The following is a 22427-nucleotide window of genomic DNA, read 5'->3' on the forward strand; positions in this document are numbered from 1 at the left end:
CGTAACCTACATGACCGACGTGCCGTCGAACCTGAACACCGCCGATATCCTGCAGATCCTGAGCTATCTGCCGCACCGTTATCCATTCCTGCTGATTGACCGGATCATCGAGATGAACGGTGACGAAAGCTGCATCGGCATCAAGAACGTCACCTACAACGAGCCCCAGTTCCAGGGACACTTCCCGTCGCGGCCGCTGTTCCCGGGCGTGTTCATGATCGAGGGCATGGCGCAGACGGCCGGCGCGATTTGCGTCGCCTCGAAGCTTGCCGAAAAGGCGCGCCCCAAGGAGGTCTATTTCATGACCATCGACAAGGTGAAGTTCCGCAAGCCGGTGGAGCCGGGGGACGTGGTACACTATCATATGAAGAAGCTCGCGAACCGGCGCAACATGTGGTGGTATCGCGGCGAGGCCAGGGTGAACGGCGCCCTGGTGTGCGAGGCGGAACTCGCCGCCATGCTCGTGATCGAGTGAACGGGACAGCCATCATGACCAGCGCGGCGACTGCCATCATCCATCCGAACGCGGTTGTGGAAGAGGGGGCGCGCATCGGCGAGGGCGTGCGTATCGGCCCCTTCTGCGTCGTCGGCCGCGAGGTGGAACTCGGTGAGGCGTGCGAACTTGTCAGCCACGTGGTGGTCGCCGGGCGCACGCGGATCGGTGCGCGCACGAGGCTGTTTCCATTCGCCTCCATCGGCCACCAGCCGCAGGATCTCAAGTATCACGGCGAACCGTCGACGCTGTCGATCGGGAGCGACTGCCTGATCCGCGAAGGCGTGACCATCAATCCCGGCACCGAAGGCGGTGGCATGGAGACGGTGATCGGCGACCGCTGCGCCTTCCTCGCCAATTCCCATGTCGGACACGACTGCCGTGTCGGCAGCAACGTCGTGCTATCGAATAACGTCATGCTGGCCGGCCATGTGACGGTGGGCGACCATGTGATCATCGGCGGCGGCGCGGCGGTGATCCAGTTCGCGCGCGTCGGCGCGCACGCCTTCATCGGCGGGCTTTCGGGGCTGGAGAACGATCTCATTCCCTACGGCATGGCCCTTGGCAACCGCGCCTATCTCGGCGGGCTCAACATCGTCGGCCTGCAGCGCCGCGGCTTCTCGCGCGAGGAAATCCATACGCTGCGGCGCGCGTATCGGGCGCTGTTCGCAGACGAGGGCACGCTGCTGGAGCGCGTCGAGGACGTTGCTGCGGCCTTTCCCGACGCGCCTCTGGTCAGCGAGGTGCTGTCGTTCATCCGCGCCTCCGGCAAGCGCTCGATCTGCGTGCCGAGGGAGGAGCGCGGCGGATGACGGGCAGCGCGCGGCCCATCGCCATTCTGGCGGGCGGCGGCGCATTGCCCGGCGCGCTGGCGGATGCGCTCGGCAAACGCGGTGAGGATATCCGCATCCTCGCCTTTCGCGGTTTCGTCGACGGCAGCCTTCGGCGCCGCGCCGATGCCGCCACGGACCTGCTCGACGTGAAAAGGACACTCGCCACGCTTGCGGCGTGGCATCCCGCCTGCGTGGTGCTGGCGGGACCGGTGAATCGCCCGCAGCCCTCGGCCGTGCTGAGTGCGTTGGCAGCCTATCGCAACCGGCGCGAACTCGCGGCGCTGATGGCGCTGGGCGACGACGGCCTGCTCGGGGGCGTCGTCAGGCTGCTGGAGGAGCACGGCCATCGTGTCGAAGGCGTCGACAGCGTGGCGCCGGAGCTGCTGGGCACAGCGGGCCTGCGCAGCCGGGTGCAGCCCGATGCGGCGAGCCTTCGTTCCATTGGTATCGGCCTGGATCTGTTGCGCACGGTCTCGCGCTTCGACGCCGGGCAGGCAGCGGTGATCGGCGGGCGGCGCGTCATCGCGCTGGAAGGGCCGGAGGGCACCGACGCCATGCTGCGGCGGGTGCGCTTCATGCGCTTTACGCGGCGGTGGAAGGCGGAGAACCGGGGCGTGCTGGTGAAGACCACGAAGGAAGGGCAGGACTTCCGCGTCGATCTGCCGGCCATCGGGCCGCGCACGATGGTGCTGGCGGCGAAGGCGGGCCTCGACGGCGTGGCCTACGGCGCCGGACGCACGCTTGTCATCAACGAGGCGGACATGTTGCGCGAGGCCGACCGGCGCGGATTGTTCGTCATCGGCATTCCTCCGGATGAAGCGGGAGCGGCGCATGACGGACAGAGTGGCGAATAACCCGGCGGACGGCCTGCAGCGGGCCGGGAGGAAGCCGCCGCATGTATTCCTCGTCGCCGGCGAGGTCTCTGGCGATCATCTCGGCGCGGGGCTGATGCGCGCGTTGCGGGACGAGGCGGGCGACGTGCGCTTTTCCGGCGTGGGCGGCGCGGCCATGGAAGGCGAGGGGCTGCAAAGCCTGTTCTCGCTGTCCGACATCGCGGTGATGGGCTTCGTGGCGGTGATCGCGCGCCTGCGCACCATCGTCGCGCGCGTGCATGCGACCGTCGATGCGGTGGTGGCGGCGCGTCCTGACGTGCTGGTGGTGATCGACAGCCCGGATTTTACCCACGCGGTGGCGAAACGGGTTCGCAAGCGGATGCCGGACCTGCCGATCGTGGACTACGTCAGCCCGAGCGTGTGGGCGTGGCGGCCGGGCCGGGCACGCAAGATGCGGGCCTATGTCGATCATCTGCTGGCGCTGCTGCCCTTCGAGCCCGAGGCGCACGCGCGGCTGGGCGGGCCGCCCTGCAGCTATGTCGGGCACCCCTTGATCGAAAGGCGGGACGAGTTGCGGCCGGCGCCCGGCGAGCGGCCGCCGCTGGCGCAGGCGGAGCGCCTCAACGTGCTGGTGTTGCCCGGCAGCCGCCGGTCCGAGGTGACGCGCCTGCTGCCCGTGCTGGGGGAAACGCTCGCGCGTGTGGCGGCCGCATCGACACGGCCGCTGCGATTCGTTCTGCCGGCGGTGAGCCATGTCGCTCCCCTGATCCGGGAGGCCGTGGCCCAATGGCCGGTGCAACCGGAGATCGTGGAGGGCGAGGCAGCCAAGTTCGCGGCGTTCCGGCAGGCGCATGCGGCGCTCGCGGCGTCCGGCACCGTGACGCTGGAGCTGGCGCTCTCGGGCGTGCCGATGGTGGTCATCTACAAGGTGTCGCCGCTGGAGGCGCAGGTGCGGCATTTCCTCACTATCACCACGGTGACCTACGCGAATCTCATTCTGGGGGAGCACGCGGTGCCCGAGCGGCTGCAGTGGGACTGCACGCCGGAGAAGCTGACGCAGACACTCCTGCCCCTGCTGGATGAAACGCCCGAGCGGCAGCGGCAGATCGAGGCGTTCTCGCGCCTTGAAACGGCGATGGCGATCGACGCCGAATCGCCGAGCGCCAAGGCGGCGCGCATCGTGCTGGATCAGTTGCGGCGCTAAGCCGCGCCGGCCCGCCTTCCACATTATGCAGCGCAGTTTCATGCTGCCCGCTATCGGGAGATTGACAGCGGCTGCTTTCCGCGTAATGCTCTCAGTGCATATCTAATGCATGATTTGCGAATGGCTTGGTTGCGCGCGCAATAATTTTCCGAGGGTAGCTTCAGGTTGCCGTGTAGAAACATTCGGTCATCGTTGTCACAAAAATAACAATGTAAAAACAATATTCAGGGAGAACGCCGGATGCGGGCCGAGGCTATTCTCGCAACACGCGATCTGACGATAGAATTCAAGGGTTTCAAGGCTGTCGACGGCGTTAATCTGAACATCGAACAGGGCACGATCCACGCGCTGATCGGCCCCAACGGAGCGGGTAAGACGACCTGCTTCAACCTGTTGACGAAGTTCCTGACGCCCACGAAAGGGACGATTCTCTACAAGGGCCGCGATATCACGGCTTTGAAGCCGGCCGAGATTGCCCGGCTGGGCATCGTGCGCTCATTTCAGATCTCGGCGGTTTTCGCCCAGTTCACGGCGCTGGAGAACGTGCGCGTCGCCCTGCAGCGCAGGAGGGGCGATTCGTTCGATTTCTGGCGCTCCGAGCGCGTGCTGACCCGCTACGACCGGGAGGCGAGGGAGCTGCTGGAGGCGGTGGGCCTCGCGGATTACGCCTCGGTGCGGGCGGGCGAACTGCCCTATGGCCGCAAGCGGGCGCTGGAGGTGGCGACGACGCTCGCGCTGGACCCCTCCATGCTGCTGCTGGACGAGCCGTTGGCCGGCATGGGGCACGAGGATGTCGACCGCATGGCGGCGCTCATCCGCCACGTCTCGACCAATCGCACGATCCTGATGGTCGAGCACAATCTGTCGGTCGTCGCCTCGCTGTCGGACCGCATCACGGTGCTGGCGCGCGGCAAGGTGCTGGCGGAGGGAAGTTACGCCACGGTCTCCAGCGACGAGCGGGTGGTGGAAGCCTACATGGGGGGAATGCATGCCTGAGGCCGCCGTTCGTGTTGCGGGCGGCGCGCCCGCGACGGCGCCGCTGCTCGCCGTCAGAAATCTGCAGGCGTGGTACGGCGAATCCCACGTTCTGCACGGCATCGATTTCGATGTCGCGCCGGGCGAGGTCGTGACGCTGCTCGGGCGTAACGGCGCGGGCAAGACTACGACCCTGCGCTCCATCATCGGCATCCTGCGCAAGCGCACGGGCTCGATCGTTTTCGACGGCCGGGAGACGATCCGCATGGCCTCGCGGCACATCGCGCAGCTCGGCATCGGCTACGTGCCGGAGGAGCGCGGCATCTTCTCCAGCCTGTCCGTGGCGGAGAACCTCGTGCTGCCGCCGCAGGTGAAGCCTGGCGGCATGACCACGGAGCAGATATTCACGCTCTTTCCGAACCTTCGGGAGCGGCTCTCCAGCCAGGGGACGAAGCTCTCCGGCGGCGAGCAGCAGATGCTGGCCATCGGCCGCATCCTGCGGACAGGCGCCAACCTGCTGCTGCTGGACGAGCCGACGGAGGGGCTGGCGCCGGTCATCGTCGAGCAGATCGGCCGCACCATCGCGCGCCTGAAGCAGGACGGCTTCACGATCGTGCTGGTGGAGCAGAACTTCCGCTTCGCCGCCACCGTCGCCGACAGGCATTATGTGGTCGAGCAGGGGCGGGTGGTCGACATGATCCGCAACGACGAACTCGACGCCAACATCGACAAGCTCCACGGCTATCTCGGCGTATGAGCGGGTGTGCGGCCTTTCCGGCCCGTGCGCGGGCCGGACAATAATAACGACAGATGTGTTTCACAGCCAGTTGAGGCGCAATTCAGGGGAAAACGATGGGCATCAGGACATGGTTGCTGGCTACCACTTTCGCGATCGGCGCGATGGGCGCGGCGGAGGCGCAGGTTGCCGTCAAGCTCGGCGTGCTGAACGACCGCTCCGGCGTCTACGCGGATCTTTCGGGTGAGGGGTCGGTCGTTGCGGCGCAACTCGCCGTCGAGGATTTCAAGGCCAAGGAGAAGGGGATCGACGTCTCGATCATCTCCGCCGACCATCAGAACAAGCCGGACATCGGCTCCAACATCGCCCGCCAGTGGTACGACCGGGACGGCGTTGACGTCATCCTCGACGTTCCGACCTCCTCCGTGGCGCTGGCGGTGTCGCAGATCACGCGCGAGAAGAACAAGATCCTGATCAACTCGGGCGCCGGCGCGACGGACCTCACCGGCAAGCAGTGCTCGCCGAACACCATTCACTGGACCTACGACACCTACGCGCTCGGCTACGGCACCGGCACGGCGCTGGTGAAGCGCGGCGGGGATACCTGGTTCTTCCTCACGGCGGACTACGCCTTTGGCCATGCGCTGGAGCGCGACACGGCGGAAGTGGTGAAGAAGGCTGGCGGCAAGGTGCTGGGGCAGGTGCGCCATCCGTTCCCCGGCAGCGACTTCTCGTCGTTCCTGCTGCAGGCACAGGCGTCCCAGGCCAAGGTCATCGGCCTTGCCAACGCGGGCGGCGACACCATCAACGCCATCAAGCAGGCATCGGAATTCGGCATCGTCGCCGGTGGCCAGACGCTCGCGGGCCTGCTCGTCTTCCTTTCCGACGTGCATGCGCTCGGCCTTGAGGCGGCGCAGGGGCTGGTACTGACGGAAGCCTTCTACTGGGACCAGAATGACGGCACCCGCGCGTGGTCCGAGCGCTTCGCGGCCCGCCACGGCGGCAGCAAGCCGACCATGGTGCACGCGGGCGTCTATGCGGGCACGCTGCATTACCTGAAGGCCGTCGAGGCGCTCAAGAGCAAGGACACGAAGGCCGTGCTGGAGTGGATGCGCGCCAACCCCTCCGAAGATCCGCTGTTCGGCAAGGGCGAGATTCGCGTCGACGGACGTCACGTGCATGACATGTACCTGTTCGAGGTGAAGAAGCCGTCCGAGTCCAAGGGGCCGTGGGACTATTACAACCAGCTCTCGGTCATCCCGGCGGCGGAAGCTTTCCGGCCGCTCGACGCCGGCGGCTGCGAACTCGTCAAGAAGAGCTGAGACGCGGGAAAGCCCTCCGGCAGTCGCAGAGACTGCCGGAGCGTGTCCGCAGGCGGGCTGCGCGAGGCATAACGCAAAATCTGAATATTCAAATATAACGTATTGCCGGAATGGAAGTAATCATGAAATTCATCTGCGGCGCGACCCGTGAGGCACCGGCTGCATCCGGTGCCGCCGCTGAAAGGCCTGTCGATGTCTGAACTTCTGGGCGTTCCCTCTCAGGTGCTGTTCGGCCAGCTTCTGCTGGGGCTGATCAACGGCTCGTTCTATGCGGTGTTGAGCCTTGGCCTCGCCATTATCTTCGGCCTGCTCAACATCATCAACTTCGCCCACGGGGCGCAGTACATGATGGGTGCCTTCGTGGCGTGGATGCTCCTGCAATATGCGGGCGTCGGCTACTGGTGGGCGTTGCTGGCCGCGCCGGTCGTTGTCGGGATCACGGGCGTCGTCATCGAGCGGCTGCTGCTGGCGCGGCTGCGGAACGCCGACCACCTCTACGGTCTGCTGCTCACCTTCGGCCTCGCGCTGATCATCCAGGGCATTTTCCGCAACGAATACGGCGTTTCGGGCCTGCCCTACGGCATTCCGCCGGAACTTGCGGGCGGGCGTAACCTCGGCTTCATGTTCCTGCCCAACTACCGGGCGTGGGTGGTGCTGGCCTCGCTTACGCTGTGCCTCGCGACGTGGTTCGTCATCGAGCGAACGCGCCTTGGCGCCTACCTGCGGGCGGCGACGGAGAACCCCACGCTGGTGCAGGCGTTCGGCATCAACGTGCCGCTGCTGGTGACGCTCACCTACGGCTTCGGCGTGGCGCTTGCCGCCTTCGCCGGCGTACTGGCGGCGCCCATCTATTCCGTGAACCCCAACATGGGCGCGGACATGATCATCGTCGTGTTCGCGGTGGTGGTGATCGGCGGCATGGGCTCGATCCTGGGTTCGATCGTCACCGGCTTCGCGCTCGGCATCGTGGAGGGGCTGACAAAAGTGTTCTACCCGGAGGCGTCCTCGACCGTCATTTTCGTGATCATGATCCTTGTGCTGCTGGTGAAACCCGCCGGCCTGTTCGGGAGGGCTGCCTGATGAGCGCGCATGATGTTGCGGTTCCCGCCGCTGTGGAGGGCGACGGAGCGCGGCCGTCGGGGCGTACTTACGGCGTGCTTCTGGCCGTGCTCGTCGGCGTGATTCTCGTCGCGCCATATTTCCTCTATCCCGTTTTCCTGATGAAGGTGCTGTGCTTCGCGCTTTTTGCCTCGGCGCTGAACCTTCTGCTCGGCTACGGCGGGCTGCTGTCCTTCGGGCACGCGGCGTTCTTCGGCTTCGCGAGCTATATCAGCGCGCATGCCGCCAAGGTATGGGGGCTGCCGCCGGAACTCGCGATCCTGTCGGGCACGGCGGCGGCGACTGTGCTCGGCGCGGTGTTCGGGGCGCTGGCGATCCGGCGGCAGGGCATCTATTTCGCCATGATCACGCTGGCGTTGGCGCAGCTCATCTACTTTGTCTCGCTGCAATCCGAGTTCACCGGCGGCGAGGACGGCATCCAGTCGGTTCCGCGCGGGGTCCTGTTCGGCGTGCTGCCGCTCACCGACGACCGGACGCTTTACTATGTCGTGGCGACGATCTTCCTCGCCGGCTTCCTGCTGATTTTCCGCATCATCCATTCGCCGTTCGGGCAGGTGCTGCGCGCGATCCGGGACAACGAGCCGCGCGCCATCTCGCTCGGCTACCGCACGGTGCAATACAAGCTCGCGACCTTCGTCATTTCTGCCGGCATCGCAGGCCTTGCGGGTGCGACGAAGGCGCTGGTCTTCCAGCTTGCCTCGCTCACCGACGTGCACTGGAGCATGTCGGGCGAGGTAGTGTTGATGACGCTCGTCGGCGGCATGGGCACGATCTTCGGCCCCGCGGTCGGCGCGATCGTCGTGGTGTCGATGCAGAACTATCTCGCGACTCTGGGTGCGTGGGTGCCGATCGTGCAGGGCATCGTGTTCGTCGTCTGCGTGCTGCTGTTCCGGGAGGGCATCATCGGCGTGCTGTCGCGCTGGACGAAACGGCCGCTGTGACGCGCCGCGATCCGCGGCGTGACGTTACGCACGAAGCGGCGCGGGCAGCATGGTATGATGGCATCGTCGTCCGGGCCGGGGGGCGCCGGTGCGGCCCGTGACAGCAGGCGGAGGGGCCGATGGCAGGCAGCGCGCAGGAACCGATCGACCTCTACTACTGGCCGACGCCCAACGGATGGAAAATCGCCATCATGCTGGAGGAGGTGGCCCTGCCTTACCGGGTGCGGCCGGTCAACATCGGCAAGGGCGAGCAGTTCCGGCCGGAGTTCCTCGCGATTTCACCCAACAACCGCATTCCCGCCATCGTCGATCCGGACGGGCCGGGCGGCATACCGGTCTCAGTGTTCGAATCGGGGGCGATCCTCCAGTATCTTGGCCGCAAGACAGGCAAGCTCTATCCCGCCGACGAGCGCGTGCGGGTGGAAGTGGAGGAATGGCTGTTCTGGCAGGTGGGCGGGCTCGGGCCGATGGCCGGGCAGGTGCACCACTTCCGCATCTTCGCGCCGGAAAAGATCCCCTACGGTATCGCGCGCTATACGAAGGAGGTGGCGCGCCTCTACCGTGTGCTCGACCGCCGTCTCGCCGACCGGGAATTCCTCGCCGGCGACTATTCCATCGCCGATATCGCCTGTGTCGGCTGGAGCAAGATGTGGGAGTGGCAAGGGCAGGATATCGGGGAGTTTCCCCATTTCCGGCGCTGGCTGGAGGCGGTTCTCGCCCGGCCTGCCGTGCAGCGCGGCCTCGCGGTGACGGCGGATGCGCCGAAAACATGAGAAAAATGCGTCGGACAGGCGGATTTCCCGGCGCGAAGGCAACGGCTTGTCTTGTGGCTGACGTTTCATGCCGCTATAAGCCACGGCACTATCGCTAACATAAGGTTTCAGACGGTACATCATGGCTTTAGAGCGCACCTTCTCCATCATCAAGCCCGACGCGACGGAACGCAATCTTACCGGTTCCATCAACGCCGTTATCGAGGCTGCGGGCCTGCGCGTCGTCGCGCAGAAGCGCATCCAGCTCACCCGCACGCAGGCGGAGACGTTCTACGCCGTGCATAGCGCGCGCCCGTTCTTCGGCGAACTGGTGGACTTCATGATCTCCGCCCCCGTCGTCGTGCAGGTTCTCGAAGGTGAGAACGCTATCGCCAAGTACCGTGAGGTAATGGGCGCCACCAACCCCGAGAACGCGGCGGAAGGCACCATCCGCAAGCTGTTCGCGAAGTCGGTCGGCGAAAACTCCGTCCACGGCTCGGATTCGCCCGAGGCCGCACAGGTCGAGATCGCCCAGTTCTTCGCGGGCAACGAGATCGTCGGCTGACCGTACGGCCCCTGGCCTCCGAAGCAAGCGTGGCGCGCAGGACGCAGCCACGCTTTTTTCTTGTCCGTTCCTGAAAACCGTTTCGCTTCAGCAATGAAATGGGATATCGCGGGATCGTTATAGCGTTTTCAAGCGAAGCGGGTGCCGGTTCGCGTGAAGAAAATGCGCCAAAACAAATAACTGGAGCGTTTCCGTGAAACGACGGAACGCTCCGGCACATGGATGCAGGGGCATGGCGATGCAAGCGTTCAGGGGCTGGCCTGTCAGGGTGCTGATGTTGGGGGCTATTCTGGCAGGAGTGGCGGGCCCTGGTCCGTTCGCCATAGAACCCGCCCGCGCCGGTGCCACGCCGCCGCAGTCCGCGCCGGTCGCCGGTGCAGTCGATCTGCGCGACGCGAGCCCGGAGGCCGTCCGCACGCATATCCTCGATAGCTGCGTGATTCGGGAGTGGGGCACTTCCAGGGACAACACCGACAGCTATGCCGAGCGCTGCGCGTGCTTCGCGCGGAAGATCACGCAGGCGCTGACGGCGGACGAGTTCGACGCCTTCCGCCGGGCGGGCGTCTTCAACGCCACCGCCCGTCCCAAGGCGGAAGCGGCACAGGCCGAGTGCAAGCTCAAGTAACCGCCGAGCCATCCTTCTCCAGCGGCTCGCACACGCCCTTGCCGACCGGGACGCGCCGATAGAAGCAGGAACAGCGGCCGGTGTGACAGCAGCCGCCGTCGCCGGCGACCTTGACCCTGAGCCAGATGGCATCCTGATCGCAATCGACGCGCATTTCCACGACGGTCTGGATCTGGCCAGAGGTATCGCCCTTGTGCCATAGCGTCCGGCGCGAGCGCGACCAATACCACGCCTCACCGGTCTCGATGGTGCGGCGCAGCGCCTCCGCATTCATGTGCGCCACCATTAGCAACTGGCCGCTGTCGGCCTCCGTCGTCACGCAGGTGACAAGCCCGTTGGCGTCGAAGGCCGGCATTAGTTGCAGCCCTTCCTCGACGGTTTGCCTGTTGGCCGAGGCGGGGGACGGGAATAGAGAATCGAGCACGGCAAAATTCCGATACGGAATGCGATATCTGTTTTATATCAGCATGGAAGAACGAGTTTCTCCCATGCCGGATGAGGCCGTCACTCGCGGACGAGCATCATGAAGCGCGCCTGTTCGGCCGGATCATCCGCGAACACGCCGCTGAAGCGGGTGGTGATGGTGGAGGCGCCCTGCTTCTGAATGCCGCGCATCGCCATGCACATGTGCTCCGCCTCGATCATGATCGCGAGGCCGCGCGGTTGCAGCGCGTCGTTGATCGCGTCGGAAATCTGCGCCGTCAACGCCTCCTGCGTCTGCAGACGGCGGGCGAAGACGTCGACCACGCGGGCGAGCTTCGACAGCCCCACGACGCCGCGCGCGGGGTAGTAGGCGATATGCGCCTTGCCGATGATCGGCACCATGTGGTGCTCGCAATGCGAGAAGAACGAGATATCGCGTACGAGCACGATGTCGGAATAACCCTCGACCTCCTCGAAAACGCGGTCGAGCACCTCGGCGGAGTTCTCGCCGTAGCCCGCGAAGAGTTCTTCGTAGGCTTTCACGACGCGCCTGGGCGTGTCGACCAACCCCTCGCGGGCCGGATTTTCGCCGATCCAGCGCAGCAGCGTCTCCACTGCCGCCTCCGCCTCCGCCCGTGTGGGCCTGCGCGGGCCTTTCCCGCCAACCGAATCCGAACCTGGCTTGCCAGCGTCGGCAACAACTGCCTTACGCGCGGACAAGGGCTTAACCACGGCATCCATGTGGTGCCTCCCGCTGTTTGACGGCCCGGTATGACGGACCACTTCCGCAATGTTTCTGACGGGTATTCAACCCCCAAAGGGATATCTTATATAGGCATTGCAGGCTGTGCCGCAATGATAGCCGTCGGCCGGCGGCGCGGCGAGTGCCATAACAAACATAGAATGGTGGCGGGCTCCGCTCCGGTGTCCACGCCCCATGAAACTGAAAGAGCAGGGCGCTCGCCAGGAGGCGGGCGCCGCGATTGCGGAAAACATGCTGAACGATATCTATACCCGCCAGATTCTCGCGCTCGCTGCCGATATTCCACGCCTCGGCCGGCTTGCACATCCCGACGCCACCGCGACCGCGCATTCGCGGCTTTGCGGCTCCACCGTCATCGTCGACCTGGCGATGGACGGAGATACGGTGATGGATTTCGCCCATGAGGTGCGGGCTTGTGCGTTGGGGCAGGCATCGGCCTCGGTGATGGGGGCGCTCGTCGTCGGCTCCGGCGCGCAGGAGTTGCGCGAGGTACGCGAAACCATGCGGCTGATGCTCAAGCAGGGCGGCCCGCCGCCCTCCGGACGCTGGAGCGCGCTCGCCGCCCTGGAGCCGGTGCGCGACTATCCCGCCCGTCACGCCTCGACCCTGCTGACGTTCGACGCCGTCGTCGACGCCGTTGCGCGGATAGAGGCGCGCCGGCTGCAGCCGGCCGGCTCAGTTCACGCCGAATGAGTAGGCGGCCGTCAGCCCGAAGTTGAACTGGTTGCGCTCGCCGCCAAGCCGCCGCACGATCGGGCTGCGGCCCGCATCGCCCACCAACCGGCTGTAGGAGGCGGTCGCCGTGGCGCTCCAGGCGTCGTTGAGGCGGTAGGCGAGCGACGTCGCCGCGCCTGCGCTCTGGAAACCGCTCTCCGGCTTGTAGGCATAGAGGCCATGCTGCGGAAACACCAGATTGTTGAGCGATGCCTCGTACTCGTTCACGCCGAAGGTGTTGCGCATCGACTTGCCGCTGGCCCAGCTCGCGCGCGGCCCGACGGTGAAGGTGAACTGGCCGAAGGGCTGCACGAAATCGGCGGCGAGATCGACGACCCAGCCGTCCTCGTCGCGGAAGCCGTGGCGGGCCTCGACGCGCCCGCGCAGGTTATGCGTCGGCCACACTTCCACGAAGGCGCCGCCCTCGACGGTCCACGGCAGCTTGCGCAGGCCGAACAGCTTGCGGTCATTCGCGAAGTAGCGGCCGGATTTGTAGCGCCCGACAGGGCCGAAGCTCAGATACTCATGGTTGAGCAGGTCGAGCTGGAAGCCGTCGCCCGGAATGCTGGGGCGCCGGGCCTGCCCGCCACGGCGGATGCTGATGAGCGGATAGGGCGTGAACGTATACTTGTCGGAGCCGATGAAGGACGGGCCGACATTGACGTTGGCGCTCACCGTCGCGACCCATCGGGCCGAGGACACCGGCGTCGGCGAGAAATACGGAAAGACGGAACCGGAGCTTGCCGACCCTTGCGTCGCGTAGGGATCATAGCCGGCGTCCTGCGCCACGGCGCTTGCACCGACCGCGTCGAAACAAAGAACGCCCGCCGCCACGGCGAGCGCCGCTCCACGGGAGAATGCGAAACGCAACACGGCATACCTCCAATTAATGCTGATGCGATTGTCTTGCATAAAGTTCACCAATTGGTTAGCAAGCCGGCGGTTAGGCGGGCCGTGGCCGCGGAGCATGGCCCGGTGCTGTCCCGGCAGCTATAACCCATGGAAGGTCGGATGCAAATTGGGCGATGACAGGCCGTTTCCGAAGCCGTTCCGCCGGCCCGGCGTGGCAGTGGCGCGCCTTCTGATTCGCGTCTACCAGCTCACGCTGTCATCCGTCTTCGGCCGTCACTGCCGCCATCTGCCGAGCTGTTCGTCCTATACAGACGAGGCGATCGACCGTTATGGCCTGTGGGCGGGCGGCTGGATGGGCGCGGCGCGCATCTGCCGCTGCCATCCCTTCGGCACGCACGGGCTCGATCTGGTGCCGGAGGCGTTGCCCGAAGGGCACCGATGGTATAAGCCGTGGACCTACGGGCGCTGGCGGAGCACCTATGCTCCCGCCATGACGGAGACTTCGGAGACGAAGGCATCCATGATCTGCGAGGCCGTCGAAACGGATGGCGGCGAAGCCTCGACGCCCGCTTCCCGAACCGTCCCATGATCGCGTGAACGCTTACCTGCCCCGTTTGCAGGAGTGAGCTGGAGAAGTTTGATGATTACCCTGACATTTCCCGATGGCGCGGAGCGCCAGTATGCACCCGGTATCTCGGGACGCGAGATCGCCGAAAGCATCGCCAAATCGCTGGCGAAGCGCACCGTCGCCATGGCGATCGATGGCACGGTCCGCGACCTTTCCGACCCTGTCGACGTCGACGCAAGGATCGAGTTCATCACCCGCGAGGATCCGCGCGCCCTGGAACTGATCCGCCACGACTGCGCGCACGTGCTGGCCGAGGCGGTGCAGACGCTGTGGCCCGGCACGCAGGTGACCATCGGCCCGGTCATCGAGAACGGGTTCTACTACGATTTCGCGCGCAACGAGCCATTCTCGCCCGAAGATTTCCCCGCCATCGAGGCGGAGATGAAGAAGATCGTCGCGCGCGACGCACCCTTCACCAAGGAACTCTGGACGCGCGATCAGGCGAAGGATTTTTTCCGCGCCAAGGGCGAGCACTTCAAGGTGGAACTCGTCGACGCCATTCCCGAGGGCGATGACCTCAAGATTTACAGGCAGGGCGACTGGCTCGACCTCTGCCGCGGCCCGCACATGACGAGCGTCGGCAAGATCGGCACCGCCTTCAAGCTGATGAAGGTGGCGGGTGCGTACTGGCGCGGCGATTCGAACAACCCCATGCTCACCCGCATCTACGGTACGGCGTGGGCGGCGCAGGCTGATCTCGACAGCTACCTCCACCAGCTTGAGGAAGCGGAAAAGCGCGATCACCGCCGGCTGGGGCGCGAGATGGACCTGTTCCACTTCCAGGAGGAAGGGCCGGGCGTCGTCTTCTGGCACGACAAGGGCTGGACCATGTTCCAGCAGCTCATCGCCTACATGCGCCGCCGGCTGCACGGCGACTACCGTGAGATCAATACGCCGCAGATTCTCGACAAGGCGATGTGGGAGACCTCCGGCCACTGGGCATGGTATCGCGAGAACATGTTCGTCACCCAGACGGAGGACGAGCGTGTCTTCGCCATCAAGCCGATGAACTGCCCGGGCCATGTGCAGGTGTTCAAGCACGGTCTCAAGTCGTACCGCGATCTGCCTCTGAGACTTGCAGAATTCGGCTCCGTGTCCCGCTACGAGCCCTCCGGTGCGCTGCACGGGCTGATGCGCGTGCGCGCCTTCACGCAGGACGACGCGCACGTGTTCTGCACCGAAGACCAGCTCGCCGCGGAATGCCTCAAGATCAACGACCTGATTCTCTCGACCTATGGGGACTTCGGCTTCGATCTCAACAACATCGTCGTCAAGCTCTCCACGCGCCCGGAGAAGCGCGTGGGCAGTGACGAGTTATGGGACCACGCCGAGGAGGTGATGGGCAACGTGCTGGAGGAAATCCGCGCACGCTCCGGCAACCGCATCCGCACGGAGATTTTCCCGGGCGAAGGCGCCTTCTATGGGCCGAAGTTCGAATACGTGCTGCGCGACGCCATCGGCCGCGACTGGCAGTGCGGCACGACGCAGGTCGACTTCAACCTGCCGGAGCGCTTCGGCGCCTTCTTCGTCGATCAGGACGGGCAGAAGAAGACGCCGGTCATGGTTCACCGGGCCATCTGCGGCTCCATGGAGCGGTTTCTCGGCATCCTGATCGAGCACTATGCCGGCCATTTCCCGCTGTGGTTCGCGCCGCTGCAGGCGGTGGTCGCGACCATCACGTCGGATGCCGACGACTATGCGCGCGAGGTGGCGGCGGAGGCGGAAAAGCGCGGTCTGCGCGTGGAGACCGACCTGCGCAACGAGAAGATCACCTACAAGGTGCGCGAGCATTCGCTCGCCAAGGTGCCGGTGCTGCTCGTCGTCGGCAAGAAGGAGGGCGAGCAGCGCACTGTTTCGATCCGCCGTCTCGGTTCGCAGGCACAGCAACAACTGACGCTCGACGAGGCGCTGCGGGCGCTCGTGGACGAAAGCCTGCCGCCGGACCTGCGCCGCGTGGCCGCGCCGGCGGACGAAGCGGCGTGACGCATCGCGTCTGACGGGCAACGCGCCTAAAGCGTTTTCAAGCAAAGTGGATACCGGTTTGCGTGAAGAAAGCGCGTAATATCAAAAACTTATAGCATTTCGGCGTTTCAATGAAATGTCGAAATGCTATAAGCGTCGAAAAAGCGAATCTTTTTCTGCCACAGGCAAATGCTGGAGTGTTTCTGTCTTTGACAGAAACACTCCAAGTGCCACGCTTTTTCAAGGGTCAGACCGTTGCCGGCGGCGGTGCGTCGCTCTCCTGCGTCCGGCGCAGGCGCGTGCGATCCTGCATGTTGGCATATTCCGGGCGGGCGGGATCGATTGCCGCAACGACGATCGCCGGTTGTCCGCGCCGGGCGCGGACGAGGAAGTTGCCGTCCGGCCCGATGACGCCACCGGGCAGGCCGCGGCTGGTGGCGACTGGCGTCGATAGCCCGATCCACAGCGCGTTGATCGCCGCGTGGGCCTGTGCCTCGATGGCGACGATCGCTTCCTCGGCATAGCAGGACAGCAGTACCACGTCCGTGGAGAGACGCTCGTAGGCGGCGAAGAGTTCCGGATAGTGCACCTCCGTCGACAGCGCGCAACCGAAGCGATAGCCGTCAACGACGAAGCTGGTCGACGTGACGCCCGGTGTATACCAGAGGCTGGATCCGTCGCTGGCGCACAGGCGCTTGTCGTAGCGCGTGACGATCACGCCCTTGTCCGAGATGACATAGAGGCTGTTGTGCGGCTCCTGCGGCGGCGGCAGGCGGTGGTTGCTGCCGATGACGGTCCACAGCCCGAGCTTGCGGGCATGGTCGGCCGTTTCCGTGAGTTCGGCGTCGAGCGCCTCCCAGTCCACGCGGTGCCAGTTGTTGATCTGGTTTCTGGCGCGGCCGGAAAGAGCGCATTCGGTGAAGTGGATAAGGCGCGCCCCCTTTTCGCTGGCGCGTTGCATCAGCGCGCGCACATGGCGGCCGTTGGCATGAACGTCTGCCGTTATGTGGCTTTGCGCCGCTGCGATAATCAATGGTTTCACGAGATTCGTCATCGCTGAATCGTGACGGTTTTACGACGATCTGCCAAGCCCGCGCGGTGCATATCATCAAAAAAATATCGCATGCTGGAATTGGCGAAATTTTTATAATAATTCTGAATAGTTGGAAGATTATTATAAGTATTTACCATATTATAAGTTTTATTCGCAACTACTAGCGGTAGTTCGGCACGCTGATGTTGGGGCGCGATCCGATTTATAAAGCCGGATCGTCTCATAAAGTCTTTGATTTAGAGAGATTTATTGCCGATAGGATGGCCTCCGGCGATCGGAAAACGCTCTAACGCCCGACAATCTCGACATCGTTATCGATGCCGCTCCTGACGGTAAAATCGCGCGAATAGACCTGCCCCTCGTGGCGGGCGACCACGACATAATCTCCCTCGGCGAGGATGAGCGACGTGAATGCGCCCACTTCCTCGTGGATCGTGTCCCCGCCGGGGGTCAGCACGCTGAAGGCGGTGCCGGCGAACGCTTCCGCGCCCTCGCCAGCGACGAGCTTCAAGGTGACGCGCGCTCCGCGATGGTTGATCGTCGCGTCCGTCACCTTGCCCGCCTCGACCGAAAGGTCGGCGCGCGCGATGGCGTTCGACGTACCGTAGTTCGACACCACGTGATAATCGCCCGCCGGCAGTCGCACGATTTCGCCGGAGCGGATGTTCTCCGTCACCAGCCGACCTTCCGGATTGTTCTGTTCGGGAAGGTAGACCGAATAGGTGAGGTCCTGATCCGGAATCGCCTCCTTGCCGACCGCGCCGGTGACGCGCAGCCCGCCAGCGGCGATCGCCAGCCGCGAAACGGAATCCGCGCGCAGGGCAACGCGCGCCATGGCGCTCGCGAAGCCGTAGGAAACGTGGACGATGTAGTTTCCCTGTGGCAGGGACTGGCGCGGCGTGGCCTCCGTCAGCTCGGACACCGGCGTCGGCGCGGCGCCGGGCGTCACCGCGTAGATGCGCCATACCAGCCCGGACTGGATCGGCATCTCGCTGCCAGCGAGTGTCGCCGCCAGCGAAAGCGCGTGGGTCATCTGCGGCCCGCCCTGAAGCGCCTGTGGCAACGTCTTCGGCGCATCGCTGGCCGGGCTCTCCATCCGCAGCGCAGGGCCCTCGACGGGGGGCGTCGGGCTCTCCATGGGAAGCGCAGGGGTGATGGGAATGGCCTTCGGCGGTTCGTACCGTTCCTGCCCGCGCGCGATGTCGCACGGCTGCACGGCGACAAGCGCCATCACGGTGGCCACCGCCGCCCGGCCGCGCCATGATGTGCCACGCGCGGCGCCGTGTTGCGGCCTATGGCGGGCGGAAACCATGCCTCAATATCCGAACTGGGCGCGCAGGATGCGCTCATCGAGGCTGTGACCGGAGTCGTGGAGCATGACCAGTTCCACCTCACGGTCGAGCGCGATATCCACGAAGGCGACCGAGAGGACTTCCGTGTGATCCGCCACGGCGTTCACCGGCCGCTTGTCGGCCTCCAGCACGTCGAAGCGCAGGCGGGCATGGTCGGGCAGCAACGCGCCGCGCCAGTGCCGTGGGCGGAAGGCGGAGATGGGCGTCAGCGCCAGCAGGGGCGCGTTGAGCGGCAGGATCGGCCCGTTGGCTGAAAGGTTGTAGGCGGTGGACCCAGCGGGCGTCGCCACCATGATGCCGTCGGCGATGAGTTCCCTGAGCCGCACCTCGCCATCGACCCAAACCCTGATTTTGGCCGCCTGGTAGGTCTGGCGCGACAGGAAGACCTCGTTGATACCCCAGGCGCGGAATTCCTGTCCGTGAATGTCGTGGGCAACCATCAGCAGCGGATGGACGACACTGCGCTGGGCTACGGCGAGGCGCTCCATCAGCCCTTCTTCCCTGAACTCGTTCATCAGGAAGCCGACAGAGCCGCGGTTCATGCCGTAGATCGGCTTTCCGGTGCCCATGAAACGGTGCAGGGTCTGCAGCATGAGGCCATCGCCGCCGAGCGCGATCACGATGTCGGCGTCGTCCGGCGCGCTGGCGCCGTACCGCTCCTTCAGGCGGCCGGCGGCTGCCTGCGCCTCCGCGGTGTCGCTCGCGACGAAGGCCACCGCGGGCGAGTCCGGCGGCCGGTAACCGGGGAGGGCGGCGCCTTGCGGCGTTTCGTCGCTGTATGCCTGATCCACTGACATGACGATCCGTGACTGTCGGCGGCGGGCGTGAAATGCCCTGCCGTGGCCATAACAGATAGCCGCAGAAGATGCCGCGTCAAAGGAAAAAGAAGCGCGGCGCGGCGGGTTGGGGCGCCGGTTACCGGCCGTCCCTGTCCGCGTCCCGGGCCGAAGGCTCGCCCCTTTCCCTGTGCGAAAGGATGACGTATTCGGCATCGATGACCTGATCGCCCCCGGACCGCCCGGCGCGGGACGCCGATTCGCCGCGCCAGTAGGCGAGGAAGCGCCAGATCAGCCCGCCGACCAGCACTGCCGGGAAAATCAGCAGGAACGCGCTCACAGCGACCACAGCCAGCGTCAGCATGAGCGTGGCCGCAACCGCGAAAGCCAGCACAAGCTGCCAGCGCTTCAGTCTGACTGCCCGCATCCTGGTGAAACCGTATCGGCCTGTATTAAACGGACCATGCGTCATGCGTGTCTTCCATCCCTCGTCCATGCCGGACGCCTTCCTGATTCCCGGCCCGTGGCGCCGCAACGCCGGAGCCGGGCAAAACGATCAGCTTCATATGGTGGCACGATAGCCTTGCGCCAAGATATCCGCGTCATCGTCGTCCGCAGCGGCATCTTGTCAGACGCGCTTCAGCAAGCCCCCCATGAGGTCGGTCGCCGAGACGGCGGAGGGGCCGGGGGATTTGTCCGCCCCGGAGAAGGCACCGGAAGCCGCATATCGCCGCCACGTCTCGATGGTTTCGAGATTCTCCTTCACGAAAGCGTTGAACCGCTCCTGCTCAAGTCCAGCGAGGGAAACGGTGTTGACGAAAAACAGGAGATCGAAATCCCTGTTGAACCCCGCACAGCCTTTGCCGGCCAGCGACCAGCCCAGGCTCAGCTCCAGAAAACCCGCATAGAGATCCGCGTCGTGGTCGATCGCCGTGTTGATCACCGGCCCGTACATCGCGATCAGATGCTTGTCCCTGTCGTGCCGGAACCCGGTGAGAATGTCGTCGAACATGAGAATGGCTCCTCCGTTCTCGTCGAAGGCGACATCCCGGAGGCCGATCGATCGGCCGAAGCCATCGATCAGTTCATCGGCATCGGCGGCGGCTACCATGTCTTTCTCCTGTATTCGTCTCAGCGGACGAAACTTCCGCAAAATTAAATTTTGCGCAAAAGTTTCAATTATGGCCTTTAAAAGTGTATATTTTGCGTATTAAAAAATGAATTAATATGAAAATTATTATCTTTTCTATGAAAAAAATATTCCATCAACATCGTGATTTATGATTCTCAAATCGTCTGTCGACTCTTTTATGGGTCGCCATTTTACAATAGTATTCTCATCCGATGTCGCGGTTTTCTGCAGCTCGACCAGAAACGTATTCATGGCGGATGTCGCGCGCCGGAGGCGCTCCACATGTGCGTCCTGCAGCTCGCCCCTGGAGAGAAGGTGTTGCGCCTTCTGCATGCTCGCCTCGATCTTGCTCTGGATCGCGACGGTGTCGCCTTTCAACTGGCTGAAGACCTTCTTCACGCCCGATTGAAACACGCCTTCCTTCATGTCGGCGGTTTTTTCATCGCGCCATCCGTAGTAGGCGCCGCCTGCTGTCAGGACGACGCCGATCGCCGCCGCAAGGGGAACAACGCTGCCCATGCTTGACACGCAGAGAACCACGATAGCAACAGTCAGCAGGGCAAGCCCGACAGCAAGGCCGACTTTCGCGGCGAGTTTGGTGTTCTCGCGGTTTTGATAGTTCAGGGCATTGGTGGCGTCGCTGATATCCGGGAACTGGTCTATCTTAAGCTTAAGAAGCTCTTTCTTCTCCGCTTTGGAGAAGTGCATGACCTTCATGTTGTTGAGCGATTCCCACAGCGCGCCGCCCTTTTTGACGTCATCGGCGATGCTGACCAGCTTGTCTTTCAGTTGCCGGCTGACCTGTTTGCCGTAGCCGGGGCCGCCCATATAATCAAGCGCGTCATCGATAGCCCGGTGCATATTGTTATCGTTCAGGCCCAGTCTCGGTTGCTTTTGATTCAAATCGGCCAATGAATAACTTGTATTCCGACTCGAATGGGTACTTGCTGATAGCTCAGTCATAATAAATCCCCGAAATAGGAAAATTTATAAGGTCGATGAAATGACGTAAAATTGAAGATAATTCGCACCATATATCACCAATAAAATATTTCAAGTGTCTTTTATGTAGCTGGCAAATTTATATAAATACTATATTTAATTTACGATTATAAGAATAATTCAATTTTAGTCTAATAATATATCTGTCATATTATTTGATTTCAGGTTCTGGCCAATGGGAATGTATCTCCCCGCGAGATAATGCAAGCGTCAAGGCTTGCTGCAATTTGCCGCTGAACGTGCGCATCGGGGGCGGTGCGGACTTTCGGGTGATATCGCTTGACGTCCGGCGCTTTCGCCGGTCAACTTCACCGCAGCCTTGGTGCCCCCCGGCGGGCGCCGTCCCGCAAATCCGCGCACGAGAGGCCGCCTTGTCCGACGATCCTATCCGCCCCCGCCCCACCGACAACGCTTTTCTCGGCGATCTCAGGGGCGGGTCGGCCGAGCCGACCTATTCCGGCGCGCTTTCCTTCATGCGCCGCCGCTTCAGCCGCGACATTGACGGCGCGGATGCCGTCGTCTGGGGCATTCCGTTTGATTGCGCCACTTCAAACCGTCCGGGCACGCGATTCGGGCCGCAGGCTATCCGGCGCGCTTCGGCGATCTTCGACGGCGATCCGCAGTTTCCTTCCGGGCTTGATCCGTTCGACGCGCTGACCGTGGTCGACTGGGGCGACTGTTCGTTCGACTACAGGCATATCGAGCAGGCGCCGGGGCTGATCGAGGCGCAGGCGGGCGAGATACTGGCCTCGGGCGTGCAACTGATCACGCTCGGTGGTGATCATTCCATTACCCTGCCGCTGCTGCGTGCCCACGTGGCACTGCACGGGCCGCTGGCGCTGGTGCAGTTCGACGCCCATCAGGATACCTGGGAGGCGGACGGCGGCATGTCGCATGGCACCTTCGTCACGCAGGCGGAGGCAGAGGGGCTGATCGATACCGGCAGCTCGATCCAGATCGGCGTGCGCACCCTTGCCCCCGACGATTTCGGCATCGAAATCATAGATGCCTATGAGGCGCGTGTGCTGGGAGCGGCAGGAATCGCGGAACGTGTGCGCGAGCGCGTGGGGGCACTGCCGGCCTATCTCTCCTTCGATATCGATGCGCTCGATCCCGCCTTCGCGCCGGGAACCGGCACGCCTGTGTCGGGCGGGCTCGCCGCCGTGGACGCGCTGATGGTGCTGTGGGCGCTGCGTGGCCTCGACTGGCGGGGCATGGATGTCGTCGAGGTGTCGCCGCCCTACGACCATGCCGACATCACGGCCATCGCCGGCGCCACGGTGGTGCAGCACTATCTGCAAATTCTCGCCGAGAAGGTGCGCTGAGCGTCGGCGTGCGCATGCGCTCTTGACAGGCGGACCGGCTGCCGCC

The 22427-nt window shown here is 64.1% G+C and carries 25 protein-coding genes; 16 read left to right on the plus strand and 9 right to left on the minus strand.

Going from position 1 to position 22427, the window contains the following annotated elements:
* The first annotated feature begins 10 nt into the window (after positions 1-10).
* From fabZ to FHS82_RS11295, 12 genes are all read left to right on the plus strand, one after another.
* On the plus strand, positions 11-475 hold the full coding sequence (gene fabZ / locus FHS82_RS11240; RefSeq protein ID WP_166952665.1) for a 3-hydroxyacyl-ACP dehydratase FabZ: 465 nt from the start codon (positions 11-13) through the stop codon (positions 473-475).
* 14 nt (positions 476-489) lie between these two features.
* Positions 490-1305 (plus strand): acyl-ACP--UDP-N-acetylglucosamine O-acyltransferase, encoded by an 816-nt coding sequence (lpxA, locus tag FHS82_RS11245; protein ID WP_166952667.1) that lies wholly within the window; start codon positions 490-492, stop codon positions 1303-1305.
* Complete coding sequence (locus FHS82_RS11250) at positions 1302-2180, plus strand: LpxI family protein (RefSeq protein WP_166952670.1); 879 nt, start codon at positions 1302-1304, stop codon at positions 2178-2180. Before lpxA ends, FHS82_RS11250 begins: the two co-directional genes overlap by 4 nt.
* Positions 2158-3363, plus strand: coding sequence for a lipid-A-disaccharide synthase (gene lpxB, locus FHS82_RS11255; RefSeq protein WP_166952673.1), 1206 nt, complete (start codon positions 2158-2160; stop codon positions 3361-3363). The genes FHS82_RS11250 and lpxB overlap by 23 nt, the downstream gene beginning before the upstream one ends.
* Positions 3364-3603: 240 nt before the next feature.
* Positions 3604-4359 carry an ABC transporter ATP-binding protein gene (locus FHS82_RS11260; RefSeq protein WP_166952676.1) on the plus strand — a complete coding sequence of 252 codons (756 nt, stop codon included), beginning with the start codon at positions 3604-3606 and terminating at the stop codon, positions 4357-4359.
* Positions 4352-5095: an ABC transporter ATP-binding protein gene (locus FHS82_RS11265; RefSeq protein WP_166952680.1), complete on the plus strand. Its 744-nt coding sequence runs from the start codon at positions 4352-4354 to the stop codon at positions 5093-5095. The genes FHS82_RS11260 and FHS82_RS11265 overlap by 8 nt, the downstream gene beginning before the upstream one ends.
* A gap of 95 nt (positions 5096-5190) precedes the next feature.
* Positions 5191-6396: an ABC transporter substrate-binding protein gene (locus FHS82_RS11270; protein ID WP_166952683.1), complete on the plus strand. Its 1206-nt coding sequence runs from the start codon at positions 5191-5193 to the stop codon at positions 6394-6396.
* Positions 6397-6588: 192 nt separating this feature from the next.
* Entirely contained in the window at positions 6589-7476 is an 888-nt protein-coding gene (locus FHS82_RS11275) for a branched-chain amino acid ABC transporter permease (RefSeq protein ID WP_166952686.1), read from the plus strand.
* Entirely contained in the window at positions 7476-8456 is a 981-nt protein-coding gene (locus tag FHS82_RS11280) for a branched-chain amino acid ABC transporter permease (protein WP_166952689.1), read from the plus strand. Before FHS82_RS11275 ends, FHS82_RS11280 begins: the two co-directional genes overlap by 1 nt.
* 119 nt (positions 8457-8575) lie before the next feature.
* Positions 8576-9229 (plus strand): glutathione S-transferase N-terminal domain-containing protein, encoded by a 654-nt coding sequence (locus FHS82_RS11285; RefSeq protein ID WP_166952692.1) that lies wholly within the window; start codon positions 8576-8578, stop codon positions 9227-9229.
* Positions 9230-9350: 121 nt separating this feature from the next.
* Positions 9351-9773, plus strand: a complete 423-nt coding sequence (gene ndk, locus FHS82_RS11290; RefSeq protein ID WP_166952695.1) for a nucleoside-diphosphate kinase — start codon at positions 9351-9353, stop codon at positions 9771-9773.
* A 232-nt stretch (positions 9774-10005) separates the two neighbouring features.
* Positions 10006-10398: a hypothetical protein gene (locus FHS82_RS11295; RefSeq protein ID WP_166952698.1), complete on the plus strand. Its 393-nt coding sequence runs from the start codon at positions 10006-10008 to the stop codon at positions 10396-10398.
* On the opposite strand, the gene hisI is transcribed toward FHS82_RS11295, so the two are convergent.
* Together hisI and folE are read right to left on the minus strand one after the other, a co-directional pair.
* Positions 10391-10822, minus strand: coding sequence for a phosphoribosyl-AMP cyclohydrolase (gene hisI / locus FHS82_RS11300; RefSeq protein WP_166952701.1), 432 nt, complete (start codon positions 10820-10822; stop codon positions 10391-10393). The genes FHS82_RS11295 and hisI overlap by 8 nt on opposite strands.
* Positions 10823-10902: 80 nt before the next feature.
* Entirely contained in the window at positions 10903-11562 is a 660-nt protein-coding gene (gene folE / locus FHS82_RS11305) for a GTP cyclohydrolase I FolE (RefSeq protein WP_166952704.1), read from the minus strand.
* A gap of 253 nt (positions 11563-11815) precedes the next feature.
* Between folE and FHS82_RS11310 the strand changes: the two genes are divergently transcribed.
* A complete protein-coding gene (locus FHS82_RS11310) occupies positions 11816-12277 on the plus strand; it encodes an iron-sulfur cluster assembly scaffold protein (RefSeq protein WP_166953398.1) in 462 nt (153 codons plus the stop codon).
* Here FHS82_RS11310 and FHS82_RS11315 read toward each other — a convergent pair.
* The gene (locus tag FHS82_RS11315; protein WP_166952707.1) at positions 12260-13171 is read right to left on the minus strand and encodes a MipA/OmpV family protein; all 912 of its coding nucleotides are present in this window, start codon (positions 13169-13171) and stop codon (positions 12260-12262) included. The two genes, FHS82_RS11310 and FHS82_RS11315, sit on opposite strands and share 18 nt — an antisense overlap.
* Before the next feature lie 94 nt (positions 13172-13265).
* Here FHS82_RS11315 and yidD point away from each other — a divergent pair, with 94 nt between their 5' ends.
* A complete protein-coding gene (yidD, locus tag FHS82_RS11320) occupies positions 13266-13739 on the plus strand; it encodes a membrane protein insertion efficiency factor YidD (protein ID WP_166952710.1) in 474 nt (157 codons plus the stop codon).
* A gap of 51 nt (positions 13740-13790) precedes the next feature.
* The gene (gene thrS, locus FHS82_RS11325; protein ID WP_166952713.1) at positions 13791-15761 is read left to right on the plus strand and encodes a threonine--tRNA ligase; all 1971 of its coding nucleotides are present in this window, start codon (positions 13791-13793) and stop codon (positions 15759-15761) included.
* Between the two features lie 226 nt (positions 15762-15987).
* Here thrS and FHS82_RS11330 read toward each other — a convergent pair whose 3' ends face one another.
* The 6 genes from FHS82_RS11330 to FHS82_RS11355 form a co-directional block, all read right to left on the minus strand.
* Positions 15988-16794: a carbon-nitrogen hydrolase family protein gene (locus FHS82_RS11330; protein WP_166952716.1), complete on the minus strand. Its 807-nt coding sequence runs from the start codon at positions 16792-16794 to the stop codon at positions 15988-15990.
* 286 nt (positions 16795-17080) lie between these two features.
* Complete coding sequence (locus FHS82_RS11335; RefSeq protein WP_208394201.1) at positions 17081-18106, minus strand: hypothetical protein; 1026 nt, start codon at positions 18104-18106, stop codon at positions 17081-17083.
* A 3-nt stretch (positions 18107-18109) separates the two neighbouring features.
* Positions 18110-18862, minus strand: coding sequence for an NAD kinase (locus FHS82_RS11340; protein WP_343042570.1), 753 nt, complete (start codon positions 18860-18862; stop codon positions 18110-18112).
* A gap of 199 nt (positions 18863-19061) precedes the next feature.
* The gene (locus FHS82_RS11345; protein ID WP_166952724.1) at positions 19062-19349 is read right to left on the minus strand and encodes a hypothetical protein; all 288 of its coding nucleotides are present in this window, start codon (positions 19347-19349) and stop codon (positions 19062-19064) included.
* A 201-nt stretch (positions 19350-19550) separates the two neighbouring features.
* Positions 19551-20033: a CesT family type III secretion system chaperone gene (locus tag FHS82_RS11350; protein WP_166952727.1), complete on the minus strand. Its 483-nt coding sequence runs from the start codon at positions 20031-20033 to the stop codon at positions 19551-19553.
* A gap of 135 nt (positions 20034-20168) precedes the next feature.
* A complete protein-coding gene (locus FHS82_RS11355) occupies positions 20169-20966 on the minus strand; it encodes a hypothetical protein (protein ID WP_166952730.1) in 798 nt (265 codons plus the stop codon).
* Between the two features lie 461 nt (positions 20967-21427).
* On the opposite strand from FHS82_RS11355, the gene speB reads away from it, so the two are divergent.
* Positions 21428-22381, plus strand: coding sequence for an agmatinase (gene speB / locus FHS82_RS11360; protein ID WP_166952733.1), 954 nt, complete (start codon positions 21428-21430; stop codon positions 22379-22381).
* Positions 22382-22427: the final 46 nt, after the last annotated feature.

Source organism: Pseudochelatococcus lubricantis (genome assembly GCF_011762225.1).
GTDB lineage: Bacteria > Pseudomonadota > Alphaproteobacteria > Rhizobiales > Beijerinckiaceae > Pseudochelatococcus > Pseudochelatococcus lubricantis.